The sequence below is a fragment of the Carboxylicivirga sediminis genome, assembly GCF_018156225.1.
Lineage (GTDB): Bacteria > Bacteroidota > Bacteroidia > Bacteroidales > Marinilabiliaceae > Carboxylicivirga > Carboxylicivirga sediminis.
Genome location: NZ_JAGTAR010000042.1, coordinates 21289 through 46816, shown reverse-complemented (window position 1 = coordinate 46816; position 25528 = coordinate 21289). Strand labels below are relative to the sequence as shown.

29 protein-coding genes are annotated in these 25528 nt (G+C 39.7%); 13 read left to right on the top strand and 16 right to left on the bottom strand.

Annotated elements, in window-relative coordinates; translation table 11 throughout:
• Both KDU71_RS20170 and KDU71_RS20165 read left to right on the top strand, forming a co-directional pair.
• The coding region (locus KDU71_RS20170) for a hypothetical protein (RefSeq protein ID WP_212192925.1) at window positions 1–357 on the top strand (357 nt) is incomplete at its 5' end.
• Window positions 354–914 carry a glycoside hydrolase family 108 protein gene (locus KDU71_RS20165; protein ID WP_212192924.1) on the top strand — a complete coding sequence of 187 codons (561 nt, stop codon included), beginning with the start codon at window positions 354–356 and terminating at the stop codon, window positions 912–914. The genes KDU71_RS20170 and KDU71_RS20165, both read left to right, overlap by 4 nt.
• 52 nt (window positions 915–966) lie before the next feature.
• Here the strand turns inward: KDU71_RS20165 and KDU71_RS20160 are convergent, their stop codons facing one another.
• Genes KDU71_RS20160 through KDU71_RS20150 form a run of 3 tightly spaced genes read right to left on the bottom strand, consistent with a single transcriptional unit; the run spans window position 967 to window position 2735 of the window.
• Window positions 967–1758 (bottom strand): ImmA/IrrE family metallo-endopeptidase, encoded by a 792-nt coding sequence (locus KDU71_RS20160; protein WP_212192923.1) that lies wholly within the window; start codon window positions 1756–1758, stop codon window positions 967–969.
• Window positions 1739–2080: a hypothetical protein gene (locus tag KDU71_RS20155; RefSeq protein ID WP_212192922.1), complete on the bottom strand. Its 342-nt coding sequence runs from the start codon at window positions 2078–2080 to the stop codon at window positions 1739–1741. The genes KDU71_RS20160 and KDU71_RS20155 overlap by 20 nt, the downstream gene beginning before the upstream one ends.
• Window positions 2070–2735, bottom strand: a complete 666-nt coding sequence (locus tag KDU71_RS20150) for a hypothetical protein (RefSeq protein WP_212192921.1) — start codon at window positions 2733–2735, stop codon at window positions 2070–2072. The genes KDU71_RS20155 and KDU71_RS20150 overlap by 11 nt, the downstream gene beginning before the upstream one ends.
• 242 nt (window positions 2736–2977) lie before the next feature.
• Between KDU71_RS20150 and KDU71_RS20145 the strand changes: the two genes are divergently transcribed.
• Genes KDU71_RS20145 through KDU71_RS20135 form a run of 3 tightly spaced genes read left to right on the top strand, consistent with a single transcriptional unit; the run spans window position 2978 to window position 4990 of the window.
• On the top strand, window positions 2978–3211 hold the full coding sequence (locus KDU71_RS20145; protein WP_212192920.1) for a hypothetical protein: 234 nt from the start codon (window positions 2978–2980) through the stop codon (window positions 3209–3211).
• On the top strand, window positions 3208–3588 hold the full coding sequence (locus KDU71_RS20140; RefSeq protein WP_212192919.1) for a hypothetical protein: 381 nt from the start codon (window positions 3208–3210) through the stop codon (window positions 3586–3588). The genes KDU71_RS20145 and KDU71_RS20140 overlap by 4 nt, the downstream gene beginning before the upstream one ends.
• Window positions 3566–4990, top strand: a complete 1425-nt coding sequence (locus KDU71_RS20135) for a ThiF family adenylyltransferase (RefSeq protein WP_212192918.1) — start codon at window positions 3566–3568, stop codon at window positions 4988–4990. The genes KDU71_RS20140 and KDU71_RS20135 overlap by 23 nt, the downstream gene beginning before the upstream one ends.
• A 21-nt stretch (window positions 4991–5011) precedes the next feature.
• Here the strand turns inward: KDU71_RS20135 and KDU71_RS20130 are convergent, their stop codons facing one another.
• On the bottom strand, window positions 5012–6253 hold the full coding sequence (locus KDU71_RS20130; protein WP_212192917.1) for a tyrosine-type recombinase/integrase: 1242 nt from the start codon (window positions 6251–6253) through the stop codon (window positions 5012–5014).
• 418 nt (window positions 6254–6671) lie between these two features.
• Between KDU71_RS20130 and KDU71_RS20125 the strand changes: the two genes are divergently transcribed.
• The 7 genes from KDU71_RS20125 (at window position 6672) to KDU71_RS20095 (ending at window position 12594) form a co-directional block, all read left to right on the top strand.
• Window positions 6672–7400: a hypothetical protein gene (locus KDU71_RS20125; RefSeq protein WP_212192916.1), complete on the top strand. Its 729-nt coding sequence runs from the start codon at window positions 6672–6674 to the stop codon at window positions 7398–7400.
• A 247-nt stretch (window positions 7401–7647) separates the two neighbouring features.
• Window positions 7648–7857, top strand: coding sequence for a hypothetical protein (locus KDU71_RS20120; RefSeq protein ID WP_212192915.1), 210 nt, complete (start codon window positions 7648–7650; stop codon window positions 7855–7857).
• Window positions 7858–8095: 238 nt separating this feature from the next.
• Window positions 8096–8830, top strand: a complete 735-nt coding sequence (locus tag KDU71_RS20115; protein ID WP_212192914.1) for a hypothetical protein — start codon at window positions 8096–8098, stop codon at window positions 8828–8830.
• Window positions 8831–9040: 210 nt separating this feature from the next.
• Window positions 9041–10051: a T9SS type A sorting domain-containing protein gene (locus tag KDU71_RS20110; RefSeq protein ID WP_212192913.1), complete on the top strand. Its 1011-nt coding sequence runs from the start codon at window positions 9041–9043 to the stop codon at window positions 10049–10051.
• A 149-nt stretch (window positions 10052–10200) separates the two neighbouring features.
• On the top strand, window positions 10201–10551 hold the full coding sequence (locus tag KDU71_RS20105; protein ID WP_212192912.1) for a hypothetical protein: 351 nt from the start codon (window positions 10201–10203) through the stop codon (window positions 10549–10551).
• A 57-nt stretch (window positions 10552–10608) separates the two neighbouring features.
• Window positions 10609–11673 (top strand): hypothetical protein, encoded by a 1065-nt coding sequence (locus tag KDU71_RS20100; RefSeq protein WP_212192911.1) that lies wholly within the window; start codon window positions 10609–10611, stop codon window positions 11671–11673.
• A gap of 87 nt (window positions 11674–11760) precedes the next feature.
• The gene (locus KDU71_RS20095) at window positions 11761–12594 is read left to right on the top strand and encodes an alpha/beta hydrolase (RefSeq protein WP_212192910.1); all 834 of its coding nucleotides are present in this window, start codon (window positions 11761–11763) and stop codon (window positions 12592–12594) included.
• Between the two features lie 113 nt (window positions 12595–12707).
• Here the strand turns inward: KDU71_RS20095 and KDU71_RS20090 are convergent, their stop codons facing one another.
• The 10 genes from KDU71_RS20090 to KDU71_RS20045 form a co-directional block, all read right to left on the bottom strand.
• Window positions 12708–13730 (bottom strand): glycoside hydrolase family 2 protein, encoded by a 1023-nt coding sequence (locus KDU71_RS20090; RefSeq protein WP_212192909.1) that lies wholly within the window; start codon window positions 13728–13730, stop codon window positions 12708–12710.
• A 5-nt stretch (window positions 13731–13735) separates the two neighbouring features.
• Window positions 13736–14818, bottom strand: a complete 1083-nt coding sequence (locus tag KDU71_RS20085; protein ID WP_212192908.1) for a beta galactosidase jelly roll domain-containing protein — start codon at window positions 14816–14818, stop codon at window positions 13736–13738.
• A gap of 64 nt (window positions 14819–14882) precedes the next feature.
• Complete coding sequence (locus tag KDU71_RS20080; protein ID WP_212192907.1) at window positions 14883–15248, bottom strand: hypothetical protein; 366 nt, start codon at window positions 15246–15248, stop codon at window positions 14883–14885.
• Window positions 15249–15579: 331 nt separating this feature from the next.
• Entirely contained in the window at window positions 15580–16272 is a 693-nt protein-coding gene (locus tag KDU71_RS20075; protein ID WP_212192906.1) for a response regulator transcription factor, read from the bottom strand.
• Window positions 16269–17834 carry a sensor histidine kinase gene (locus tag KDU71_RS20070; RefSeq protein ID WP_212192905.1) on the bottom strand — a complete coding sequence of 522 codons (1566 nt, stop codon included), beginning with the start codon at window positions 17832–17834 and terminating at the stop codon, window positions 16269–16271. The genes KDU71_RS20075 and KDU71_RS20070 overlap by 4 nt, the downstream gene beginning before the upstream one ends.
• 8 nt (window positions 17835–17842) lie before the next feature.
• Complete coding sequence (locus tag KDU71_RS20065) at window positions 17843–18067, bottom strand: hypothetical protein (RefSeq protein ID WP_212192904.1); 225 nt, start codon at window positions 18065–18067, stop codon at window positions 17843–17845.
• Window positions 18068–18115: 48 nt separating this feature from the next.
• Window positions 18116–18574, bottom strand: a complete 459-nt coding sequence (locus KDU71_RS20060; protein ID WP_212192903.1) for a GNAT family N-acetyltransferase — start codon at window positions 18572–18574, stop codon at window positions 18116–18118.
• 73 nt (window positions 18575–18647) lie between these two features.
• A complete protein-coding gene (locus tag KDU71_RS20055; RefSeq protein WP_212192902.1) occupies window positions 18648–19526 on the bottom strand; it encodes a DMT family transporter in 879 nt (292 codons plus the stop codon).
• A gap of 76 nt (window positions 19527–19602) precedes the next feature.
• On the bottom strand, window positions 19603–20496 hold the full coding sequence (gene rarD / locus KDU71_RS20050) for an EamA family transporter RarD (protein WP_212192901.1): 894 nt from the start codon (window positions 20494–20496) through the stop codon (window positions 19603–19605).
• A 77-nt stretch (window positions 20497–20573) separates the two neighbouring features.
• The gene (locus KDU71_RS20045) at window positions 20574–21188 is read right to left on the bottom strand and encodes an NUDIX hydrolase N-terminal domain-containing protein (RefSeq protein WP_212192900.1); all 615 of its coding nucleotides are present in this window, start codon (window positions 21186–21188) and stop codon (window positions 20574–20576) included.
• 316 nt (window positions 21189–21504) lie between these two features.
• Here KDU71_RS20045 and KDU71_RS20040 point away from each other — a divergent pair, with 316 nt between their 5' ends.
• The gene (locus tag KDU71_RS20040; protein WP_212192899.1) at window positions 21505–21798 is read left to right on the top strand and encodes an RNA recognition motif domain-containing protein; all 294 of its coding nucleotides are present in this window, start codon (window positions 21505–21507) and stop codon (window positions 21796–21798) included.
• A 73-nt stretch (window positions 21799–21871) separates the two neighbouring features.
• On the opposite strand, the gene KDU71_RS20035 is transcribed toward KDU71_RS20040, so the two are convergent.
• On the bottom strand, window positions 21872–23773 hold the full coding sequence (locus tag KDU71_RS20035) for a methyl-accepting chemotaxis protein (protein ID WP_212192898.1): 1902 nt from the start codon (window positions 23771–23773) through the stop codon (window positions 21872–21874).
• A 236-nt stretch (window positions 23774–24009) separates the two neighbouring features.
• Entirely contained in the window at window positions 24010–25464 is a 1455-nt protein-coding gene (locus tag KDU71_RS20030) for an MFS transporter (RefSeq protein ID WP_212192897.1), read from the bottom strand.
• Window positions 25465–25528 lie beyond the last annotated feature (64 nt).

Here is a 25528-nt window from a genome sequence, read left to right as displayed (position 1 = left end):
GGTACTAAGCTGATTGATGAAATATTCACCACACAAGAAGAAAAGCTCCAGGGGAAAATGGAACTTTTTAAGATGGCAGTTGCCGATAGGAGTTCGGCCAGGGAGATGTATCAGAAAGACAGTTGGCTTCAAAAAGCCTTTGCAATATTCTTCTTACTTGCTTGGTGTGCTTTGACTTTTGTAATGCTGAACTACTTCATTTTCGATACCATTCAGCTTGATGATTGGCAAATAGCTTTTGTTAGCAGTATTAATGGTGGAATATCCACTAAACTAAGCACCATTATTGACTTTCTTTTCGGTGGTGCAATATCAGGAGTAAATGATGTCAAACTTAAAAACAGACGTAAAAAATGAAAACATTCGATGAGTTGTTTGATGGTGTAATCAAACATGAAGGCTATTATGCCAATGTAGAGGGCGACCGAGGTGGAGAAACCTATATGGGTGTTGCCCGGAATTTGCACCCCGATTGGGAAGGTTGGCAATACATTGATGCCTACAAGGAAACCTATGGAAAAATACCTTGGAACTTTAAGATTGATGTTCCTCAATTGACAGAGCTTGTAAAGGGTTTTTATGAGCAGACCTTTTACAAAAGGTTTAAAATTGATGAAATATCCAATGGCTCAATACAGGAAATCATTTTTGATTGGTGCGTTAATAGTGGAGTATGGGGAGCCAGAGGTGTTCAACGTGTGCTAAACCAATTCTTTGAAGCTGATTTAAAGATGGACGGTATTATTGGTAAAATGACCCTTGCAGCAATTGCCAATTGCCAGCCAAAGGAACTATTTTGGGAAATCAAAAAAGCAAGAATTCGCTATTACCACAAGATTGCCAAGAAAGGCAAAAATCATTTATTTTTGGAGGGTTGGTTGAAACGGATTGGCAAAATTGAGTTTGAAGATTAGTACTAATACAAATTAAAAATTAAGTATCCGTATCCCTCCTGAAATATCTAATCTAATACCATACGATACTTAAAACCTTATTCTTGTATGGAATCACCTGTTCATAAACTTTGAAGTTGATATTATCATCACTAATCCCATCAAACCAGTCAACACCCCATAATTCCTCTGTTCTTTTTTCACCCGTACCTGTATTAAAATATTTACCTGCTAAACTGTCTTTTGGCACAACTTCTTTACCATCGGCTAATTTCCAGAATCGAAAATCATTACTTTGCCATTTCCAAGCAATACGATTATCTTCCATATATACAACCATAATCGGGTGTGTTCCAATGTCAGCAAAACGAATAGCACATGCCGTAATACTTACTAAATATTGCTTTGCTAAATTTTCAATAACTTGATAATCGAATTTTCGATACTTTTCACAGTCTTTTCTAAATCTCTTTTCAGGCATCAAAATACAAGAAGCAAAATAATCAGCTTCAAGTTCAATTACTTGATGTTTGTTTTTATTATATCTTGATGGATGCGGTTTAATCAAACCAGCTCTTAAAGCAATCCTATGGCTGTCAATGAAGTAGTGCCCAAGCTCATGGGCTAATGTAAAACGCCCTCTTTCTTTATCAGAAGTGTTTCCGAGTGCAGTATTTATGTGTATGTAATAGCTTTTATCATAAACTAGAGTTCCATCAAAAGCATTTCCATAATCATCATAAAATATAGGTAGCTCTTCTAAATCAGCAATTTTATTTAATGGAGTAACAGTTTCATCATGCTCAAGAGCTAGAAATTCTGCTAAATCTTTTATCTGGTTTCTTTTACGATTGTTTATCTCCATCTTTATGCTTGCTCTTCATTTTATCAAGAATTGATTGAGGTATTTCTTCACTACCTTTTCTTGCAGCCAACCTTATTTCACTAATATCCTGTTGTTCTTCTTCATCTTGAAGTTTTATTACCTTACCTTTCATTTCAAAAGAACCACTAATGATTTCTTCAGGATTTATTCTTACATCTTTTAACTCAAAGTCGTAATCTTCATACATTGATTCAAAAATCTCTAACTCCTTATCTGTTCTTGGGTAAGTGTAGCCTGCAATAGCTAACAGTTCATCAAATCTATCAGCGTTAATGTCCATGTTTTTCTTTTTATTTGCCATTGTACTGATTTAAAAAGTTATCGACTTGTTTGTTGGCTTGTTCCTTATACTTCCTTATAGAACCAGGAACTAACCCTAACTCATCTTGAAGTTTCTTACTTACAGGTCTAGGAATATTATTCCCCTCATGGGTGTATAATTTATACGTTAAATAAATGATTCTGTGCTTCTCACCTAAACCATTAAGAACTTCTTCTAAAACACTTAGTTGCTCTTTTAGTTCTTTTCTTTTTAAACTATCAACTGTTGAATTTTCAACAAAATCATCAAGAGAATAGATAAGAGATAAGTCAGTTTCCTTGTCAGGTTCGTGACATGTACCTTTATCGGTGTAATTTGCAAGTTGGGTAAAAGATATTTTGTTTAGCCACCTTTTAATTCCATTGTCAATGTTTTTTGTTTTTGATTTCTCATGATTGTATGAAGGATATTTCCAAACTCGTGCAAAAGTGCATTTAACTATGTCTAAAGCAACTGTCGAGGATAAATTCCATTTTCTACAGTTAATCTCTGCATTTTTTAATATCGCTTGGTCATAGCGAAGGCAGAAAACGCTAAAAGCAGCCTTTGCTTCTTCTGGGTATTCATCTTTCCAGCCGATATACTCTAGTAAATCAAGGCTACAAGCCGTTTTTATTTCTTCTTTAACTTCCAAAATAGTCTTATTAATTAACTACCAAAAGCGTGAGTCACGCTTTTAGTATACAGGTAAAGAACAGTTAAAAATAGCAATAATAAGTAAATATATGGCAAAAGATTCAAGTGGAAGCAAGTTCAATCGCATTCCCGGTTACACAAAAGTTGTCAACGGAAAGAAAATAGAGGTTAAACCTCATGTTAGGAGTAACAGAAAAGACTCAAAAGGTAAATAAATATTAACATTTAATTTTTTTTAAGATGAACGACAAAACCGTTTTTTTTATTGAGAAGAAGAAGTTTGAAACTTCTGAAACACAGTTAACAGTAAAGCAAATACTTGTTGACTATGGTGGTTACAATCCACAAGAAAATGTTCTTGTGTTAAAGCATGGACATGATTTAGGCGAGTTAAATGACCTCGAACAGGTTATTGAAATGAAAAATGGGATGCACTTTTCCATTTTTAGTAAAAAACCTAATCCAGTCTCATGAGTGAATATGGAAAAGAGAGATTATACAATGATTTAATCTCAGATGATTATTCCGTTGAGTATTTGATAGATCGCAAAGGGATGGATTATGTTGCTATTACTGAATATGAAATTCAGTTTGGAATCTTTAAAGGACAAGGAATTGCGTTAGCTATTCCTGTCCCAAAAGATTACCCAAGAACTGCTGGAGCTAGTATTCACGTAAAATCGAATCCTCACCTTCTTGATTGTAAAGATACGATAGCAGGAAAACGAAATATTATTAATAGTAATCTTGGAAATGAGTGGAGATATTGGAGTTTTCGATTTAATCTTTCTGCTGAAAATCCAACAAAAGATTTAATGTCACAAATAAATGGAATATTTAAAAATATTTAAGCAAAAGAGTTTTAGCTGTGCTTTAAGTGAACCTATTGATGAAACCTTAAAGCTGCACCTATTAAGAGAGGATGGTCAAGAGGATTTAACTTTTGCCTTATGGATTCCTTCCGAAGGCAAAAATAGGTTTACAGCAATCATCAAAGAGGTAATATTTCCAGAGAAGGGAGATAGAAATGTTCATGGGAACGTAAGTTATAATTACGAATACCTGTTACGAGTTTGTAGAACTGCATTGAAGAAAGGCTATGGTGTTGCATTACTGCATAGTCATCCTATATCATTTGGTTGGCAAGGTATGAGTGATGATGATAAATCAACCGAAATGAAGACATTTGTAAATGCTTTTTCTACAACCGAGCTACCTTTCGTTGGAATGACTTTGGGAAATGATGGATATTGGAGTTCTAGGATTTGGTATTATGGTGAAGACGAAGATATAATTTATAAATGGTCAGAATCCGTTAAAGTTGTAGGGAAAAAACTTCAGCCTTTTTTTAATGATAAAATTCTACCTGCAACTAAACCGAACGGACAAACAATCAGAACTGTAAATGTGTGGGGCGAAGAACAAAATGATGATATTACTCGCCTAAGAGTTGGAGTTATAGGACTTGGTAGTGTTGGCTCAGTTGTCTGTGAGATGCTTGCAAGAATGGGAATTTCCAAATTTGTTTTAATCGATTATGATACCGTTAAAAAACATAATCTTGACAGATTGTGCGGTGTATTTAAAGATGATATAGGGGAGCGAAAAATTGATGTCATAAAAAGAAATATTGAAAAATCATCGACCTCAAACAACTTGGAAATAGAAATAGCTGACAAACATATAGCAAACGAAGTTGCCTATCGTTTATCGCTAGATTGTGATGTTCTGTTTAGCTGTGTTGATAAGCCTTGGGGTAGATATATTCTAAACCATATCGCTTATGCACATCTCATTCCGGTAATTGATGGAGGTATTAGTATTGAATTTGATGATAATAAAAAACTAAACTTTGCGGATTGGACGGTTCATACAGTATCACCGGGAAGACCCTGTTTACATTGTTTAAATGCTTATCATTCTTCGGATGTTGAATTGGAAAAGCAAGGGCTTCTTGAAGATACCTCATATATTCAAGGTTTACCTGATAATCATCACTTGAAGAATCGTGAAAATATTTCTCCATTCAGTTTTAATCTGGCATCAATGGAAGTATTACATTTCATGGCTTTAGTAGCTAACCTTGTTGAACCTGAATATTATGGTGAGCAAAAATATAGATTTAAACATGGCTTCCTTAGTCGTAACTATGATGTTGAATGTGAAAAGAACTGTGATTTCACAAACCATGTTGGAGTTGGAGATTCGATATTTGAATTATTTTTTTCTGAAAATGAAGAGCCTAAATCGTAAGTGAATTTAGGCTTTTACCTTTTAAAATGCCGTTAAATGCTTTGCCACTTCTTTTTTCATATCATCCTCAAAGCTATCTAGGTACAGTTCGGTTGTGCGAACATTATTATGACCTAAACTTTCTCCAATAAATTCAGTAGATACACCAGATCGCTTTAATACTGTCGAAAAACTATGCCGAGCTGTATATGTTGTAATTGGCTTTTTAATTTCTAAATCCTCTCCAATAATTTTCATTTTATTGTTGATTTTTTGAATATACATACATTCACGGCTGCGAATCCTTCGAGCAGACATTCCTTCTTCCAAAATTTTGAATACATAGTTGTCAGGTGTGCGATCTGCTCTTCCCCATTTATCAATTATCCTACTGATTTCGGCTGTTATGGGTACACTAATTGGTTTTAGTCGTTTACTTGTTTTTTCGGTTTTTTTACGAATAAAAGTGATAAAGTCATCACCAATGCTCCTGTACTTCAATCGTGCTATATCTGTTATGTTTGCACCATTCATAAAGTAACTTAATAGCCAAAAATCCTTTGCTTCATCCATAGTTGAGAATTCCACAGTCTCATACTTATAAATTTTCTCAATCTCATTTATTTTAAGTGCTTTCTTTACATTTCTACCAACAGGTACTTGGTAACCATCTGGTCCGAATGGGTATAAATCTAAAGGAATAGCTCCATCCTTTTGAGCTATCCTGAATATTGCACGTATTGCAACTGTATAACATCTAATTGTTGCCAATGCAAGTCCATCATCAAGCAATGAACGCTCAAATTTTTCCAACATTGAAACAGTTATATCTTTAAAATCAATTCGCTTGCTATTACCAAAATACTTTTTAAGCATTCTAGCCGATGCTTTATAGTGTCCGTAGCTGCTTAGCTGCTCGTTATCGTTTAATTCTTTTAATCGTCTTTCAAAAAAGAAAAGGATATTTGTTAAGTCACCACCTGTAATACCGAATCTTGTTTTAAACGTTCTGAAAGAGAACTCGCTCATTGAAGTAATTACTCGATGAGCTTTGCTCTCTATTTCAGAAAGTTCAAGTTGAACTTCCTTATTAATACCTCTTGGCTTTGGTGCTAAAACCTTCTTAAATTCATCTGGAGTAAACTCATAAACACGGTCTTTTGTATCAATTCCATAATACATTTGCTTCCTATTGTAGGTAACTCTCAATTTCACAGGGTGCTTACCATTCTTCTTTGTTTGACTTGTATATAAAACTATCGCTGTTGTAACTTTTTTACCCATACTTTTGTGTTTTTTTAATTTTTGCGATAATTTCCCTACCGATAAAAATTAGTGGTTTCGATAGTAAAATTTTCACATACATTTTATCATACATTTGCTTTTCAAATGTAGAAAAAACACAAACTATATCAAACAAAGAATAGTTGCAATAGGTTGTTTTGGAAGTATTTAGAACTAAATAGAATTATCTGGAATTATTAATTTATCGAACTCAGGTTATTAGACAAAGCTAGAACATCCTGTGCGTTTATTTAATGATAAAAATAATGTAATGCCTTTGTTGTGGTAATTATTTGCTTGAGGTCTTTCACGCCAATAAAATCATTAGAATTTTTTGAAACCCTTCCAACGTTTCGGCTAAATCTCTCGTCATGCTAGTAAAGAAAGGAAAACAATTTACTAACAAATAATCTGAAAAATGAAAGTACTTAGAAACCTATTTGTATTAACCCTTGGATTGGTCATATTAAGCAGTTGTAACGATGATGAAGGAAATGCCAACAGTAGCAAGGTGAAGGTGGCATTGAAGGCTTCTCAAACGGTGTTGAAGGCAGGTGGTGAAACAACTGCAGAACCTTTATCATTGGAAACTTTCCAAATATGTCTGGGAGAGATTGAGTTTGATGTCAACGACGATATGGAAGATATGATTCCGGGAGGCGACTCTATTTACAGCGATATTGAACTGGAAGGCCCTTTCCTGATTGATTTGCTATCGGCCGATGTCATTACCGGTATTGATCTGGCTACCGCCCATGTGCCAAATGCTGTATACGAAGAAATAGAGTTCGACTTTGAGCCTTACGACAAAAATGAGCCGGCCGGCATGACGGGCAATACTATCCTTGTAAAGGGCAGCTATGAAGGAACGGCTTTTACTATTGTTAGCGATGAGGAACTAGAGCTGGAGCTGGAATATACCAATGGCTATACGCTGGATGGGGCCGACTCGCGCCTGTTTATCGACCTCAACCTGGGACAGCTGAAAACTTTTGTGGCAGCCATTGATTTTGCCAGTGCTGTGGCCGGGGAAGATGGTTCAATCCTGATTAGCAAAGACAAGAACAAGGCGATTTTAGACCAGTTTGAAGCGGCTGTTGAAAACGCCTTTGATATTGATGAGGATGACGACGAAGAGGAAGATTAATCACTTATATATCTGAATTCAATTAGCTTTAAAAAGCGCTTCTGGATTGCTCGGGGCGCTTTTTTCGTTTCCCCAAGGGCTTGCCTGCAGCAGGTATATGGGCTTTCTGGCTGCCCAAATCGATGCCGACTGCGCTACAGGTGCATTGCCGGTGCCGGGTATCAATGCCGGCTGCTCTACTACTCGATGCTGGCAACCGGCATCGATGCAGACTGTAGTACAATAGCATTGTCGCCACCCACCAAGCATGCTGACGGTAGTCATGGGGCATGCCGGCTGCCCAAACCCAATTGACAGACACAAACATAGGTCTGCCGGCAACCCGGGTGATGCTGTAACTGCAGAAAAAAGGCATTGCGGCAGCCACAAAGCGCTTGTAAGGGGTAACTATATCGATGGTGGCTACCCTGGATGTGGTTGTACTCTGGCAGGAAGCGATTTTGAAAATCCGCACTGAGCCTGGAGTGCTGTACGGCGTGCTTCCGGTTTTCCATCATTACTTTTTATGCTATCATAAAAGGGTTTTACATCGGATGTGTTTTGTTTGTATATAATAGTTGAAGGCTGTTGGGTTTATGTGGTGTAATGGATAGGTAGATAATTATATATAAAGTAAAAAAGTCACATTGGGATTTGATTATGTTATCATAAATATTAGTTTTATACTGTTTTTAATTAATCTTAATCCCATTATTATGGCAGAAATTCTGTTCCCCACCAGCGACAATGCAAGGTCGCAGTTTCTTAAAAAATGCATTAGCGCCGATGCCTCAGTTAAATCAGAAGAAGGCACACCGGTATTAATTCCACAAAACTTACTGGACAAGGGCAATGAACTATTACCCCTTTTTGATGAGAAATTGAGTTCAGTCAATAGCCTGTTGAGCCAGCGCTCCAAAGAAGTGAGCGAGAAACAGGCTGCCCTGACTGTGTTGAGCACCTGGCTGCGCGACTTGTGGGAAGTGTTACGCAGGCGCACCGCTCGCCTCAACCATCCTGCACAGGTGCTGACCTATTACCAGCTGCCGCTTGATGGCATCACACCAAGGCTATCGAAAGAAAAAGATATGCTCGAAATTGCCCGTCGTGTCATTGATGGCGATGCAGCAGCCGTTGCCAAAGGTTTTCCGGCTATGATGAATCCGTCAGTGGCCGAGCTGCAGGAGGTGCTGGATAAGGCCTGGAAAGAAGTGAATGACGTGCCGGCTGCCGACGAGAGTTATGATAAGGCACAGGAAGCCATTGCTGAAATACGTGACGAGGTGGATGAGCTGATACGTGATATTTACGACACACTGAATTTTATGCTGCGCAAGAAAGAGGCGGCAGGACGCCGGCGCATACTACAAAACTACGGATTCAGGTTTCGCTACCTCAAAGGCGAGCCAATTGACGAGCTAGAAGGAGCTGATATATCAGACTCCAACTAATCGGGAGATGAAGTGCCCCGGTTCCGTTGTTGGAACCGGGTTTTTTAAGGATTAGTTGCTTGGTTAGTGCCTAATTAAGTCATAGCTGTTATTTTTTAGACTACAAGCAAGTTATATGTGTATTTAGATGGTGTTTAATTTAAAGCAAGTAGGTGATAGCTGAAAGCTATATTGAGAATATATTTTATAAATTGACCTTTATTAATCATTATGAAACAAAAACTACTTTCTGCGATACTTTACGTTATAATAACTCCAATGCTATTTGCTCAGGTGCCACAATCAGAAAGAGATGCATTAGTTACATTGTTTAATTCAACAGATGGACATAATTGGAGGGATAATTCAAATTGGAATAGCTCAAAATCTGTAAATGAATGGTTAGGAATTACAGTAAAAGATGGGCATGTGACAGAGATTGAGCTTGCGAACAATATGCTAAAAGGACCACTCCCTAAACAGATTGGGGAATTTCCAATGCTGGAGTCGCTAAATCTATGGAAAAATAATCTAAATGGTACTATTCCTGAGGAATTGGGCAATTGCACACGATTGGTAGAGTTATTTTTAGATGAGAATGAATTAACAGGTGCGGTACCTTCTTCCTTGAGAAATTTAACTGCGATGACTAATTTTTGGTTGGATGGCAACCAACTTTCGGGAGATATTACAGGATTTTTTTCAGAATGGACTCAGCTTGTGTATTTTGGAATTGGAGGAGGAAATGATTTTACAGGTTATCTGGACTTGAGTCAGAATCCATCTTTAATTGCATGTTGGATAAATGATTCAAATATCTCGGGCTTAAATATAAAAAACGGGAATAATATTAATATTCCCAACGACCATTTTCAAGCTCATAACTCTCCCAATTTGACTTGCGTGATTGTTGATGATACCCAATATTCTGTTGCTAATTGGTTAAATATTGATGATAAAAGCTTATTTGTTAATTCAGAAGCAGAATGCAATACTACATCTATAGAGAATGAAAAACTTGAAACTCCATCTGTCTATCCAAACCCTACGACCGGTGTTGTTTATATTAATTCCTCTGAGCCAATAGATTTAGTTCGCGTTTATGATATTCTTGGTCAGAAAATAATTGAAAGAGTGCAACAAGGTACCATTGACTTATCAAGTTATGGAAATGGTATATATTTTATTGTAGTTGAAAGATCTGATAGGGCCAAATATACATTTAAGGTGCTAAAGAAATAAAACAACTATTAATTGGATTAATGAGCTCAAATATTGGTGATAATATCCTTTTCCGTAGTGCGGTAGGAGTATATGAAATTATATCTGGATTAGAGTAGAAGGTTCTTATCTCAGATTTATCTATAATGATGAACAGTAACCCAATCCTTATGAAACTGCCTGAATTTTACATACTGGCAGTAGTTCTTTTGGCCGGTTATACACCGCCATTTCACTTTAATATCATAGCTATCGTATTGGCTGCATTGATTATTATGCAAATCGTTTTAAAGAAACACATCATAGGTGTGTTGCTAAGTAGCTTGTTTATACTGGTCAACTTGTTTATGCTGGGTGCTTTAATTTCAGAGCTTTCCGAGTTTAGTCAGTTTAATAGTGATGCCCTGCAAATGCTTTGGGGCGGACTGGCCATTTGGTGCCTAAACATGTTTGCTGCAGGCCTGATCCTATATAAGTACCTGAACATGCAATCAATCAGTGATACGCGAGGTGGGGTGTAGATATTTTCAACTATAACTATTATACAAGTGTTTATGCAGATCTAAACTTTACAATAGATGAAAATTCGTTTTGCTATTCTGTTTATATATGTTGTTGGACTATATGCCTGTCAAACTAACAAGGATAAAATACAGGGCAAGTGGATTGAAGCTGATAATTTTGTCGATCCTTACCGATTAACCTTTTCCGATTTTTCGGTTAAGATGGAGTCGAATGTATTTAGCGGTGAAAAGCTGTACCACATCCGGAAGGACACTTTATATATCAATCAGTTTGATAGTATTTATAAGTCATTAATAGTGTTTGATAATGAGCATCTGAAGTTGAAAGATATTGAAGGTGATACCATCATCGAAATATATGAGCGGGATACCTTTACAGATTTAGTAGATTATTTCAATCACAAAAGGAAGCACTCCATTAATTTGCCACAACTACGTTCTGAGTTTAAAGCTACTGGCCATATTTATCACAACACCTTATTTGCTGATTGGCAGAACAACAAAATACTCATCTTCTTTAATGGGAAAGCTCATACGCTGTCGGATACATCTTACATACTGCTTGATAAGAAAGAATGGGCTACAAGAACGCTACTATATATTGATAAAGAGGTAAGAGTTGGCGTGTTAAACCGCATCAAAAGTGAGTTGCAAAGAGCTCAGTTAAATGCAGTCGGTTTTGCTGCAATTGACGATAGTGGGAACAGAACCACAATTGGTACATTAATGCCACCTCTTGATTCAATAGGAGGTCGTTTGTTACCTCCACCACTGGACCTGATAAATAGAAAGGCAAATAATATCATGGTTTGCGTTAAGCCCGACTCACTGACCATTAACGGCAATAATAGTGACTGGGGTAATTGTAAAGATGCTGTCAAACGTTTGATAAAAAGTAATCACAAGTCCATTATCAGGGTTGAGTTCGAGGAGACCCTCAGTTATGAAACCTACCTCAATTGCATAGCTGAGCTGCAAAACGCCTATATCGAATTGCGCAATGACTATGCTATGGTCACCTATGAGGTAGATAACTATCTGGAACTTGAAAGCGAGCAAATAAAAGAAGTTAGAAGTCAATACCCCATGAGGATTCAAGAGTTGATTAAGGAGGAATGAAGCTTGCAAAGTTTGCCTTACTCAATAGTAGTGAAGGATTTTATCTAGATTTGTTATCTATACAATCACCAACATTAATGTGCTCTTATGAAATATACACTTGTACTGATTGCCTTTGTCACCTTTAGCTTTAGCCTTGTAGCGCAAAAAAACTATGTTTTAAAAGAGAATATCCACTACTATAGCGAATCACTGAATCAATCGGATGATTATATCAATGAGCGCTGTGTACTGGATGTATATTATCCACAGGACAGTGCCGCTTATGCCACTGTTGTATGGTTGCATGGTGGCGGTATTCAGGCCGGTCAAAAAGAAATACCTGAGGCACTCAAACAAAAGGGTATTGCCGTTGTGGGTGTTAACTATCGGCTGCATCCGAAGGTGTCGGCGCCGGCTTATATTGAAGATGCAGCTGCTGCTGTTGCCTGGGTTTTTAAAAACATTGAGCAATATGGTGGCGATCCATCATTGATATTTGTGTCGGGGCACTCGGCAGGTGGCTACCTGGCCAGCATGGTGGGCATGGATAAGCGTTGGCTGACGCCTCACCAGGTAGAGGCAGATAGCATTGCCGGACTGATTCCCTTTAGCGGGCATACCATCACCCATTTTACCATTCGTAAGGAGCGTGGCATTGAAGGCACCCAGGCCGTTGTTGATGAGTATGCTCCCCTCTACCATGTAAGGGCAGATGCTCCACCATTGTTGATGATTACCGGTGATCGTGAGCTGGAGCTTTTGGGGCGTTACGAAGAGAATGCCTACATGATGCGCATGATGAAGGTTGTTGGTCATTCATCAACCAGGTTGCTGGAGCTGCAAGGCTATGACCATGGCATGACTGAGCCGGCCTTTCCGTTGTTACTTATGGAAATGGACCGCATCACAAAGCTGAAGCGTCATAGGACAGAGCAATAATAGTTCCGGCACTTTTAATACATACCATCGTCGGAAGATTATTCGCAACTTTCGATTGTGGAAGAGTTGGCAGCTAGATAGTTAATGCTAAAGCCTGAGCCAGGCATCAGTCACTATTTTGTGCGCCTGGCATTCCAATAATTAATGTATTTATCCATGGTGATAATGCCAACCGGCCCTTCGTAGATTCCGCCAGTCTGGGTGCGGTCTTGTACACGCACAGCAATGGTCAGTTGTGTAGTAGCCTTGTGTAATTTTGGAGGTATTGTATAGCCCCGTAGTGCTTTCCATGCATTGTTGTAGGTGAAGAAGTAGTTGTCGTTGATCTCGCCGGTTTGGCCAATAAGCACTCCGTTGATATAAACTTCATCTACATCGTCAATTTTCCCCAAAAGGATAACAAGGCGTTGATCTTTCAGATTGTCGGGCAGGGTTATGGTTTTACGATACCAGGCCATGCCATCGTAGTCGCTGTAGCCCTGATCTTCCCATGCACGTGGTACCATTAACTCATCCCAGTTACTATCGTTGTAGGCAACTGCTTTGTAATAGCTCTCGTCACCTGTTTTAAACTTCCAGTGGCCCTCCAATGGCAGGTCAGGCACAAGCGGGTTAATCTCTGCCCGTATGCGAATATTGCCCGAGATGATGCCTCCCTCATTGTAGGCATCGTACACCCTAACAGCAATCACATTGGTCTGGTTGTACCGTATATGCTGGCTGGGTAATTTATACTGTCGATGGGCATTGTAAGCTGTTTTAAAGGCAGGTGGGAACTGTCCCGAACGGTTGATGAGCTCGCCATTCAGGTATACTTCGTCAGCATCATCAATATAGCCCAGGTCGAGCCATAGGCTCAGTTCTTTTGCTTCGGGGCCAATGTGCACCTCACGGCGGTACCAGGCAAAGCCATCATAGCCATTAAAACCTTGCTGTTCCCAGGGCGATGGCACGCGTATCTGTTCCCATTCGAAATGGTTATAGTGGTAGCGGGCCCAGTCAGTATTATCGCCAATGGAGAAATACCACTTGCCATTCAGCGATATATAGTCGCGCAGGTTCTGTGCGTCTGCCTTTCCAATCAATAGTAGAAAGGTAAACAGTAACAGGATGCTATATTGAGACTTTCTGATCATATCCGTTAGTTGTTAAGCCATTCCCAAAATGTATCTATCCAGTCTGGCTCTTTGCGCACCATCTTTTTAAATGTATCAAATTGCTGACGGGTCATTATGCCAATTGGTCCGTCGTATATACCACCGTCAATGCCCGTATCAACCACCCTGATGGCAATGGTGTTGTCACCAACCGTGTTAATAATGCTTTGAGGTATCTCATAGGCACGCAGGGTTGTGTGCGACTGGTAGGAACCAAATAATCCTCTGGCCAGCGATGAACGCAGGCTTCCTGGTGATACGCCACCAATGCGGGTGCCATTCAGCCATGTTTTATCTTCGTCATCAATACGACCCAGCAGCAATATCAGCTCCTCATTAGCCAGGTGGGCCGGTAGTTTAAAGGATTTTCGGTACCAGGCTATACCATCGTAACCCGGCCAGCCTGCACTTTCCCAGAATCCTGGCACCTGTATGTCACTCCAGTCAGAGTCGTCGTAGTTGGCTTTTTCAGCATTGTGCTGGTTGTGTATTGCAAATTTCCAGCTGCCTGCCAGATTAAGGGACACCAGTTGTTCGGCCACATTGGTGTTGAGCGTAACGGGTCCTCTGATAATGCCGCCCTGGTCATAATAATCATAGACACGTATGGCAATCACATTGGCGCCTTTTTGCCAGTAGCTGGATGGAATGGTGTAAAACCGTTCCTCGCTGTATGCTGTTTTGGTGTTTGGAGGCATCTTACCTGAGTTGCCCACAAAACGCCCATTGATATATACTTCGTCAATATCATCGATGCTGCCAATGCGCAGTACCAGGTCATGTTTGGGAATGATATCAAGGCGAATCGTTTTGCGATACCAGGCATAGCCATTGTAATCGTTGTAGCCTTGCGACTCCCATGAGGCCGGTACACGTATGCTGCTCCATTGCGAATCATCAAAATCCGGCTGCTTCCATTGTTCATCATCGCCTATCGAGAACTTCCAGTAACCTTCAAGGTATTGTTCTTCCTGAAGGATTTGGGAGTTCGAACCGAGTGTGCTAATTATTAGCAGGCTAAGGGTAAGTGCGAAATATTTTAGTGTTTTGGCTACCATACGTATCATCAACGATTAAAAGTACATATTATCGGGTTATATCCAAAAAAGGTAAAAATCCAGGCGACGGTTTTTAGTGCTCAACATGCTGAAAGTTGATAGGAAATCTGAGCATCTTGCCTTGCAATGATGAATTAACGGCATAAATATCCGCCTCTTGAAGGGTTTCAGCCACGTACTTCATCAACTGTTCATCTTCACCGGATACATTGTGGAAAATCAGTTTGTTGTTTTTGTCCACTTTGAACTTTACGACCACATTCTCGCAGCAGTCTGGTTTTAAATACTCAAAACTTGGTCCTCTCAAAGATCTTTTAAGCTCTTTGTTTAGTTGTTTCGAACATTTCTTAAAAGCTACCGCTTCAGGGGTGCGTGCAAATGTTGTTGTACTTAGTCCAACCATAAGTACCAATGCTGTGAAAAGATGTCTTGCTTTCATAACTCTTTGTTTTTGGGTTAATAATTGAATTACAAAAGCAAATGTAGAGGGGGCTTAACACCGCATCGTCAAAATGAAGTCATCTGTTGTCATTAATTGTCATCAAAATGTCATGGATGCTATAAAGTGGTTGATTTGTTAAGCTGTTTTTTGTTGAATTGAGTTGTTTGTTAGTGGTTTAGGGACGATGGTTTAAGGTGGGGATGATACTTGTGAGTCTTATGTCATAAAGCTCGCATCTTTATTAGCATTTGAATTCTAGATGCGATCCTTAAAAAGATGTCATGCGTTAGTCTTATATCTTGAGCCTTTTGTCTTGATTCTTAATAATCTAACTGTGAACCAGTCGATAGCCCATGCCATGCACGGTAATGATAATTTGGGGTTCATTGGGATTGTCTTCTATTTTATGTCGCAGCTTCAATATGAAGTTGTCAATGGTGCGTGCGGTTGGTTGAAAATCGTAACCCCATACGTTATCGAGCAGACTGTCGCGGCTGATGGTGGCATTTTTGTGTTTCAGCAGATACTGAAGTATTTCAAACTCTTTGCTGGTCATTTTTACCTGTTCACCATCCACCCAGGCAGTATAAGTACTGAAGTCTACTTTTAAGCGACCAACCTGCATTTCATGGTTTGTGGCAGATGGATTCTGCATTTCGGTGCGGCGCAGAACAGCCTTAACCCGGGCCAGCAGTTCACGCAGGCTAAAGGGTTTGGTCAGGTAGTCGTCACCACCCGATTCAAGTCCTATCACTTTATCTATTTCTTCTCCTTTAGCGGTTAAAAAGATGATTGGCGTGTTGTTGTTCTCGAGCCTTACTTTTTTACAAACATCAAAGCCGCTGATATGGGGTAACATAACATCGAGCAAAACCAAATCGAAGCTGTCAGTTAATATCTTTTGCAAGCCTTCTTTCCCGTCTGATGCCGTATCAACATCGTAGCCTTCAAACTCCAGATTATCTTTTATGCCGGATTGCATATCCGGTTCATCTTCAACAACTAAAATGCGTTTCATCATGCTTTTGTAGTTTGGTTATTAATGGGGAAGAGTATACGGAAGCTGCTACCTGCATGCTCCTCACTCTCCAGCTCAATCTGTCCGTTATGCCCCTTTACCAGGTGCATCACAATGCTTAGGCCTAAGCCTGAACCTTTGGCATGGTGAGCCAAGGCACCCTTGGTTACCCGGTAGAACTTATCGAAAATATATTTCTGCTCTTTGGGTGAAATACCTATGCCCTTGTCCTTGACTTCAATAAACTGGTACTTACCTTTTCTTCCGGTTGATATGGTCAGCTCTTTAATATCACCACTGTATTTAATCCCGTTATCCACCAGGTTAATCAGACATTCAGTAATGGCTTGTTTGTCAGCCTTAATTGGCTCTAGTTCAGGCGACAAATTTTGCGTCACTTTACAGCCTTTTTCGTTAAAATGATAGTGGTAATTGGTCAACACTTCGTCCACCACTTCATTTAATGCCACCTGTCCAAAGCTTAGTTTCTGGCGGCCACTTTCTATGCGCGAGAAATTGAGGATGTTATTGACGATGCCTGATAGCCTTTGCGTTTCGCGATAGATGATGTCATAATATTTCAGGCGCTTGCTTTCATCTTTCAGGCGCCCCAGTTGAAGTGTTTCGGCATACATACTGATGAGTGCCAGTGGTGTGCGTATTTCGTGCGATACATTCGAAACAAAGTCAGACTTTACCTTAGCCAGGTGCAGCTCGCGTTTGACATTGCGGTAAAACAACCAGGCACCGGCAATGAGCAGCAAGTCAACCAATATGAGCAGGCCAATGTTCTGCCTGGCTCTGTCGCGTGCCAGTTGTTCAATGCTAATGCCAACCGGCAATATACCCAGTTTGTAGTCGGGCAATAGCCAGATAGCCTGTTCCTTAATAACTTCATCAGGAGCTTCGTTTAGCAGGCTGCTGGCAATCAGCTCATTGGTTTTGCTGTGGCGTACTACAATAATCAGGTCGTCGCCAGCTACCATTTGTAATCGCGGCGATAAGGCTTCGCTTATGAAGCGTTGAGCATTAACCAGCAGTATGTTTAGGTAATAATGGTTTTCCTGTTCACTCACAAACACCAGCATGCTGAGGTGCTGCCTGTATTCAAGATCGATGCCTATTATTTTTCGGTAGCCACTCTTCATATACCGTTTGAGCTGCGCTATTTCATTACTGTTAGTCTGTAGTTGTGAAATAATTTCCTGCCTAAGTGTATCGTTGCTTATCCGGAAATCATCCAGGTTTAATGAAACCGAATCTAAAGGATGGAGAATAAATGACTCCAACTGGGGAAAGTTGTTGAGTGGCTGCTCAAGTGTGCTCTCATAGTCTGCCGGATGAATGTCTTTGTACAGAATATTTATCCAGTTGTTGGCAATGTCATCGGAGTATTGATTGATGGAGTATAATACAGACTCCAGCTGTTTGGTATAGATCGATTCAATAACTTCCTCCTGGTCATTCAGTTTCAATAACTCAATGGCTGTAAATAACGAGGTGGGAATGACCAGCAGCATCCCAACAATTAACCAGGGTTTGATAATGAATCGTTTTTTTATCATTTAGAGTATTAGTCAGGTATTTTAATGTGTTCAGGTTCTTCTTGCTGAAAATGCTTCATCTCATCAATCACCAGCTGCATATCGTCTAAAAACGCCTGACTGCAACCTTTAGTTTTGGCAATTTCCAGGTAGGCTTCCATCGTTTCAATGGCACATATATCGGTACCTGCAATGACGAACGCGGGCCAGTCATTTCGCAGGCATTTATGCAGTATGGCTTTTTGGTCTTTCATGTTTGTTGTGTATTTAGCCTAAAGGTAGGAAAAATAGGACGTATAGTTTTATTGCTCTGCGCGATCGATTTGTAACTCCATCTTCAGGTGTGGAATACCATCTTCCAGGTATTCGTCGGAAATAATTTGATAGCCCAGGCTACCATAAAAAGCTTTAAGGTACTTTTGGGCACTTATTTGGATGCATTTTACCTCCCATTGTTCAAATACCCAATCGGCAGCAGTGGTCATTAATTGCCGAGCCAGGCCTTTGAAGCGGAAGTCTTTATGAACTACCAGACGTCCAATAGAGGCTTCTTTAAAGCGGCTGCCGGGAGGTAGTATGCGGGCATAGCCTACCATGTCATTGTTATTAAAAGCCATCAGGTGATACGCCTGCTCATCGTTACTGTCTAAATCGTTGTATACGCAGTTTTGCTCAACAACAAATATTTCGGCACGTAGTTGTAGAATTTTGTATAGCTCTATTAAGCTTAATTCCTTAAACGGTTTGAATTTATACTGCATTTGAAATGGTCATGATAAATAGTGAAGGTTGAATATAAAACCTTTTTAGGCTTGTTACAAACCAAGCTGGCAATTAGCGTTTCAAACGGGTAATATTCACCAGGTAAATGCCTCCAATCACAATGATGCCACCAAAAATTTGCCAGGAGGTAAGCGCTTCATTCAGAATAAAGAAGGCAGCAATGGCTGTAATCACGGGTTGACCTAAAAGCGTTGGGGAAACAGTAGTGGCTTTTAAATGCCCCTGCGAATAGTTGATTAATGCCCAGCCGCCCACATGCACGCCAATGCCATAAACCAGCCAGATTAGCCAGGTAGTGCTGCTGTAACCGGTAAACGAATAGGGACTAATAATGACTGCAATACCTGTTGTGACAGCTGCTGTCATGCTGCTGATGGATAGGTACAGGAGTGTGCTCATACGTGAGCGTCCTTGCTGAGTAAACAGGTGGTAAATGCCATAAAAGATACCGGCAATTATACTGATAGTGATGCCGGCAATTAATCCATCCTTTACATACCAGCTGCGGGCTGCCATCATAAACATACCGGCTATGGTAACGGCTAATCCTAACCAAAAGCCTTTCGACTGTCTTTCTTTGAAGATGAAAACGGCTCCAAGACCTACCCATACTGGTGCCAGATTGGCCATAAGTGTGGGAATGGTGGCGTTGCTTATTTCGATGGCCCACGACCATAAGCCTGTGTCTACCCCAAAGGCAATTCCTCCCAATACAGGCAGTAGCAGTGCTTTGAGTGAAAGCTGATGTACCTGTCTCCATCTGCTGATTAAGGGCAAAAGCAGCACAACTGATGCCAATCCTACCCGGTAAAAGGCAGTCACAATGCCAGGTGCTTCAGCCGACTTGATAAGAATCGCTGAAAAACCGATGATAATGAGCCCTGCAAATAAGGCAGCATAAGCTTTAAAGGTAGATGGTTGAACGGGCATCCTCTTAAAATTTCTTCAAATGTAAGTGGTGCGGCATTAGCAGCATATGATTTTCATCTTTGTTTTTGACATGAGCTCATCGTTGTTGCTTCTTTTTATAGCTCACAATTATTGAATAACTGTATATAGCAAGGGCCATCCAGATGGCTGCAAAGGCTACTTGTTTCTCCTGAGGAAATCCTTCGTGGTAAATAAACAGGCCCAACAGGAGCATAATGGTAGGGGCTATGTATTGCATAAAACCTACCGATGTGAGAGATATACGTTTGGCGCCCAGTCCAAACCAATATAACGGCAAGGTTGTTACAACGCCGGCCATAATTAGTAATGCATCGGTTTGTAAGCTCTCGGTAAACAGGTGGCCATTACCACTAACCATGCCCCAAATGATATAGCTCAGGGCGAATGGTGTGAGCACCATTGTTTCGATAGCCAATGCAGGCATAGCATCTACTCCGCTCATCTTTTTTAACAGGCCGTATAATCCAAATGATGCAGCCAGGTAAATGGATATCCATGGGAAACGGCCATAGTCAACCGTCAGGTATATAACGGATGACGCAGCAAGCAGCAAGGCAATTAGTTGCAATTTATTTAGACGTTCTTTCAGAAATAAGATGCCCAATGCCACATTAATGAGCGGTGTAATATAATAACCCAGGCTGGCTTCTACAATGTGGTTGACGTTGACGGCATAGATATATACGCCCCAGTTGCTGCCAACTAACAAGCCCGCAATAGTAAGGGTAGTTAGTGCTTTTTTATTAGCGAATATACTACGTAGCTTTAGCTGCTTTTTCCACACCAGAAAGAGTAACACAAAAATCAACGACCAGAAAATACGATGAGCCAGTATTTCAAGTGCCGGTATGTGGTTAAGCAACTTCCAGTAGATAGGCAGTAAACCCCAGGTTAAAAATGCCTGGAAGGTGAAAAGATAGCCTGAGGCCTGATTATGTTGTGTTGACATGCGTAGCTGGTTATGCGACACAAATATAGATAATTTAGTGAGTACTGCTTTTCATGTCAGATAAGTACCATAGATATTTAATCACAAACAACAGGCAGTTCAGGGTGCATAGCCAGATGATACAGCTCCTTAATTTGTGATTCAAGGATGCGATCTTTTGATAGTGGTGGCAAGCTATCAATGGCAAACCAATCAGCTTCTTCAATGTCAAAGTTACCGCGCAATGTTCCGCCAGTTATTTCACACAGGAACATGATTTTATACACATACCAGGGCTGTGGCGGATGCGGGTGACAGCGCTTGTCGTAAATGGCTAACACCCGTATAACTTTAGACTGTAGACCCGTTTCTTCTTCCACTTCTTTAACCACTACTTCAGAAGGACTGTGGCCTATGTCGGCCCAACCACCGGGTATCGACCAACGACCGTCCATCTTTTCCTTAGCCATCAATACTTCATTTTTATCATTCAGAATCAGGGCCCGCACATCCACTTTGGGAGTTGGGTACTCTTTAGGCGGCAGGTAATACGTGTCAAAGGCTTCAACAGGGTGGTCGGCAATGGCAGCCATCAATTCTTTGCTTAAATCAACCAGCTCCTGATTGCGTTCAACTTCATAACCGTTTTGTGCATATACCAGTCCCGTTTCGGCCAATGCTTTTATTTTCTTGAATGTATTCAGGTAGTCCATTTGTATTGAGCGTTAGTTGTTGTAGGGATTAACCTTTATTTGTCACTAATTATCTGGCAACTAAAATTAGTAAAATACAATTAGTAAGCAGATAATGTTTAACACTCTTTATGGTCAAATAATATGTAACACCTAATTATTTAGCTACCTTTGCACATATTTTAAAAGATTGAATTTTGATATTACACTGATTTTTAGTCCTTTCTTCTCTTCCTAAGAAGTCAACTACAATTCAAACCTTCAATTCTCCTCTCTTTTTTAATAGTTTTTATTGGCACTTGTGGGTGCTGTAGTTTAATTTTTTAAGTGTTATAGCATGAATATTTTTATTGCGGGTTTGACAGATAACGTCTGGGATGAAGATTTGAAAGACCTATTTGAAGAGTACGGTGAGGTAACTTCCGCTAAAGTTATCAAGGATCGCGAAACGCGAAAGTCAAGAGGATTTGGATTTGTTGAGATGCCTGATGATGCAGCTGCCAAGAAAGCCATTCATGAGCTTGACAGGGCTGAATATGATGGCAAGATCATTAATATTAAAGAAGCCCGACCAAAAGAAGGTGGCCGCCAAGGGGGTGGAAACCGAGGAGGTAACAAGCGACGTTATTAATGTATTTTATACATACAACAAAGCCTGGGTTTATTACTCAGGCTTTGTTGTATATGTTCGTTTCTGGCTGTTACTATTTTTTGGTATGAAAAAAGCTGACTATCTGTTTGAGGTTTTCGGCTTGTGAGGTGAGTTGTTCGGAGCTGGCCGCCAACTCTTCACTTGACGATGCATTCTGCTGAGTAATCTGGTTAAGCTGCTGCATGGCCGAGTTAACCTGTTCGGCTCCTTTTAGCTGTTCGTCGCTTGATGATGATATCTCATCTACCAGTTCACTGGTTTTTTGCACCTCGGGTGCTATATGTTCCATTTGCTCACCTACCTTGCCACTCAGGTTAAGACTCGAATTGGATAAATCAATTATCTGCTTGGCCGAAGCCCGACTTATCTCAGCCAGTTTGCGTACTTCTGTAGCAACTACGGCAAAACCTTTCCCTTGTTCGCCCGCCCTGGCTGCTTCTACTGCTGCATTAAGCGAAAGAATATTGGTTTGCTGAGCAATTTCGTTGATAACATTAATTTTTTGCGCAATGGCTTCATTGGCCTCAACCGACTCAATGGTTGAGCGGTTGATGTCTTTGATATTCGTATAAACCATTTGCGAAACTTTTCGCGTGTTATTAGCATTAAGCGCATTGTGCTCAATGTTACTAACCATTTCTTCCATGGTCGACGATACTTCTTCAACTGAAGCAGCTTGTTCGGTGGCTGATTTTGACAACTGTAAGGATGTGTCGCTCACATGGTGACTGGCACCGGCTATATCATCAGCACCTTTAATAATATCAGATACTACAGCCTCAATTTTCGAAATCATATTTTGCAAGGCTTTTGCCAACGTACCAATTTCGTCATTTTGACTTATTGAAATACTTGCGGACAGATTTCCTTCTGATAGTTGTTCCGAAAAAATTACACATTCCGACAATGGCTTGGTAATGGAACGACTTACCAGCCGAATAATGAGAATTAGTAAGGTGATGGCTATGATAAAGATAACACCCAAAATCATCACGTTTTCTTTAATGATATCCGTTATCTCAGATTTGTAATAGGTAATTACAATGTATGCATCAATGTCGTTTACAAATCTAAAATACAACACTTTATCCTCGCCTTCCCATAGGTATTCAATTTTACCTCTCTCGCTATTGCTGTTAATGATTTGCTGAAAGAAATCCGCATCTACTGTATTGTGACCTTCTTTAGTAGGGTGAATTAGAAACTCGCCATCACTTGTTACCATTAACGGATAGCCTGATTTCAGGTATTTTTTACTTCGAAAGACATTTTTAATACCATCCATATCTTTCTCTTTTACTCCAACGTAAATGATACCCTCCACTTTACCATTGATAAATAAGGGCTCATAGGCAGTGAGATACCAGTCATCTACAACGAAAGCACGACCATAAAAGCTATCTCCGGTAATTATTTTTTGCGCAACCGGAGAGTCGTTACTTATATAAGTATCAATCCCGCGCTCCCCGTTCTGTTTCTTAACGTTGGTGGATATGCGCAGAAAACCTTGCGGTATTTTTTGGAACACTGTGGCAGTGCCGTTCATTATCTCGCCAACTTCATCAACAAGCTCGTAATTGTGAAAGATACTTTGTTCACCATGCATCAGCGTAGGAATCGAAATAGTTGTCTGTTCCTTATTTAGCTGATTAATAGCATTCACTACCACCTTGTTATCATCATCCAGGCTGAACTCCTTTAGTGAAGCGATTCGCTTCATCATCTTAACCCCGGATTTAACAAAAGCCTGTCGGTCCGCAATTTGTACTTCCACAAGACGCTTCAAATCCTCCGTTTGCATAAATGAGGTTGAGTCCATTTCTGTGGTAATTTGTTGGTACTGTTTGAACGATGAATATGTTCCGACCGATACAACGATAATGACAACAATTGAACCCAATATATAATTCAATCGCATGCCAATCTTCAGATTGTTTAAAAAATCTATCCCCATAACAACACACTTTTGTACACAATTCAACACCTCTGCATCTCACCATTGCAGATTATCATCAAAAAGAAGCTGTTCTCACACTTTAACGGAAGGTATAAGCTGCTATACGCATAACGTTAGCAGAAGTTACGGCGGAATAATGGGATATAAAAGTCCAGCCTACTAATAAAGATTAGGGAAATAAAAAAGCCCGAAACAAAAAATGCTTCGGGCTTTCAAAGTGTGTATTATTGAGTCTATGCTTTTGATTTCAATATAAACTTGTCATAGATAAAAAGAGCAATAACAGCACTTACGGCAATTCCTGCATAAAGCATCCATATTTTAGAAGGATTATAGTTAATCCAAATAAAGTTTGTTAGCTCAGAATCACTCATGCCCATCAGTTCTGCTGCTTTATTCCAATAATCATTCTTGGTAAAAGAGTCTGAGACTTCAGGTATACTCAATCCGCGTTTTGCAACTTCTTGTTTTAGAAGGTATAATTTACCTGCAGCTTTATCATAAATATCACCAGAAACAACACCAGCAAAAAGGTATCCCATTGCTATTGGTAAGAACGATGTTCCCATGTAAAGGGCTTTTTTGTCAGGCGGGGCTATGCTTCCGACGTATTCAGTGAATTTAGGACTACTGGCCATTTCACCAATACTAAACGTAAGGATACCCAATATTACGAAAAAGCTATTCTGGAAAGCAAACATCATTCCCACTCCAATAGCTAATACGAAAATACCACTCATCATGGCGTTTAAAGGCTTATAGCGCATCACTAATCCTGAAATCCATATTTGGAAAATGATAATAAAGAAAGCATCAAGACTTCCAATGGTAACGGCTGTAATAGTTCCTTCAGGGGTACCGATGCTTTCAGCTAACCATGGCCAAACGGCATGTAAAGCATTGTAAAGGTTCGAAGTATCAACCCAATCGTCAACAAATACAGGGAATGAGAAGTATAGCTGGTTAAAGGCAGTCCAGAAAGCGATCATTATTATGAGGAACAGCACATATTTAAAATTTCTAAGTGCTACACCAATATTCTTAAGTGCTTGAATAAAAACCTGACCTAAAGGTTCTTTCTTGTTGGATTCATCTCTTCCTGGTTCCTTAAAAAAGAAGAAAACAAAGATATAATTGATTGATATGGTAATCATGGAGATGTAGAAAACCCAATCCCAACTTTTCTTATAAATGGCACCTGCGATAAATGGTCCTATAAAACCACCGATGTTAATCATCATATAAAAAATGCCAAAACCGATAGACGAAGTTTCAGAAGTAGTTGTTTTGGATATCATCGCTGATATAATGGGCTTAAAAAGGGCACCAGCTACTGCCAAATAGATATATGAAGCTAATACTAGAGAGAAAGAATTGAATGTTGATAACATCCAATAACCACTTATGTACATTGCATAGGAAAGGATTAGTACTTTCTTGTATCCAACTCGATCGGCAATTGCCCCAGTGAAAAGTGGTAATAAGTATAGTAACCATGTACCTGTTGACATTATTATACTCTTTTCATTTGGTGTAAAACCTAATGCACCAGTATCTTTTGAGCCAACAAGGTATAAAGCAAAGGCCATGTAAAACCCATACCATGCCCATCTTTCAAATAACTCCATGGTGTTGGACACCCAAAACACCTTTGGAAAACTTTTAATCGTCTTAACTATTCCCGACATATCGTTTTTATTGGTTTATATTTTTCAGAAACGGCTAAAATAATTGCTTTAGTGTATAAACCAA

Bases quoted from the DNA above. Each gene is read 5' to 3' on its own strand.
- KDU71_RS20165 (WP_212192924.1), top strand. From the start codon at position 354: ATGAAAACATTCGATGAGTTGTTTGATGGTGTAATCAAACATGAAGGC.
- KDU71_RS20110 (WP_212192913.1), top strand. From the start codon at position 9,041: ATGAAACAAAAACTACTTTCTGCGATACTTTACGTTATAATAACTCCA.
- rarD (WP_212192901.1), bottom strand. From the start codon at position 20,496: ATGTCAACACAACATAATCAGGCCTCAGGCTATCTTTTCACCTTCCAG.
- KDU71_RS20045 (WP_212192900.1), bottom strand. From the start codon at position 21,188: ATGGACTACCTGAATACATTCAAGAAAATAAAAGCATTGGCCGAAACG.
- KDU71_RS20100 (WP_212192911.1), top strand. From the start codon at position 10,609: ATGAAAATTCGTTTTGCTATTCTGTTTATATATGTTGTTGGACTATAT.
- KDU71_RS20035 (WP_212192898.1), bottom strand. From the start codon at position 23,773: ATGGGGATAGATTTTTTAAACAATCTGAAGATTGGCATGCGATTGAAT.
- KDU71_RS20085 (WP_212192908.1), bottom strand. From the start codon at position 14,818: ATGATACGTATGGTAGCCAAAACACTAAAATATTTCGCACTTACCCTT.
- KDU71_RS20075 (WP_212192906.1), bottom strand. From the start codon at position 16,272: ATGATGAAACGCATTTTAGTTGTTGAAGATGAACCGGATATGCAATCC.
- KDU71_RS20060 (WP_212192903.1), bottom strand. From the start codon at position 18,574: ATGCAGTATAAATTCAAACCGTTTAAGGAATTAAGCTTAATAGAGCTA.
- KDU71_RS20040 (WP_212192899.1), top strand. From the start codon at position 21,505: ATGAATATTTTTATTGCGGGTTTGACAGATAACGTCTGGGATGAAGAT.
- KDU71_RS20105 (WP_212192912.1), top strand. From the start codon at position 10,201: ATGAAACTGCCTGAATTTTACATACTGGCAGTAGTTCTTTTGGCCGGT.
- KDU71_RS20130 (WP_212192917.1), bottom strand. From the start codon at position 6,253: ATGGGTAAAAAAGTTACAACAGCGATAGTTTTATATACAAGTCAAACA.
- KDU71_RS20065 (WP_212192904.1), bottom strand. From the start codon at position 18,067: ATGAAAGACCAAAAAGCCATACTGCATAAATGCCTGCGAAATGACTGG.
- KDU71_RS20115 (WP_212192914.1), top strand. From the start codon at position 8,096: ATGGCAGAAATTCTGTTCCCCACCAGCGACAATGCAAGGTCGCAGTTT.
- KDU71_RS20095 (WP_212192910.1), top strand. From the start codon at position 11,761: ATGAAATATACACTTGTACTGATTGCCTTTGTCACCTTTAGCTTTAGC.
- KDU71_RS20140 (WP_212192919.1), top strand. From the start codon at position 3,208: ATGAGTGAATATGGAAAAGAGAGATTATACAATGATTTAATCTCAGAT.
- KDU71_RS20135 (WP_212192918.1), top strand. From the start codon at position 3,566: ATGGAATATTTAAAAATATTTAAGCAAAAGAGTTTTAGCTGTGCTTTA.
- KDU71_RS20080 (WP_212192907.1), bottom strand. From the start codon at position 15,248: ATGAAAGCAAGACATCTTTTCACAGCATTGGTACTTATGGTTGGACTA.
- KDU71_RS20070 (WP_212192905.1), bottom strand. From the start codon at position 17,834: ATGATAAAAAAACGATTCATTATCAAACCCTGGTTAATTGTTGGGATG.
- KDU71_RS20055 (WP_212192902.1), bottom strand. From the start codon at position 19,526: ATGCCCGTTCAACCATCTACCTTTAAAGCTTATGCTGCCTTATTTGCA.
- KDU71_RS20120 (WP_212192915.1), top strand. From the start codon at position 7,648: ATGCTGACGGTAGTCATGGGGCATGCCGGCTGCCCAAACCCAATTGAC.
- KDU71_RS20090 (WP_212192909.1), bottom strand. From the start codon at position 13,730: ATGATCAGAAAGTCTCAATATAGCATCCTGTTACTGTTTACCTTTCTA.
- KDU71_RS20155 (WP_212192922.1), bottom strand. From the start codon at position 2,080: ATGGCAAATAAAAAGAAAAACATGGACATTAACGCTGATAGATTTGAT.
- KDU71_RS20160 (WP_212192923.1), bottom strand. From the start codon at position 1,758: ATGGAGATAAACAATCGTAAAAGAAACCAGATAAAAGATTTAGCAGAA.
- KDU71_RS20125 (WP_212192916.1), top strand. From the start codon at position 6,672: ATGAAAGTACTTAGAAACCTATTTGTATTAACCCTTGGATTGGTCATA.
- KDU71_RS20145 (WP_212192920.1), top strand. From the start codon at position 2,978: ATGAACGACAAAACCGTTTTTTTTATTGAGAAGAAGAAGTTTGAAACT.
- KDU71_RS20030 (WP_212192897.1), bottom strand. From the start codon at position 25,464: ATGTCGGGAATAGTTAAGACGATTAAAAGTTTTCCAAAGGTGTTTTGG.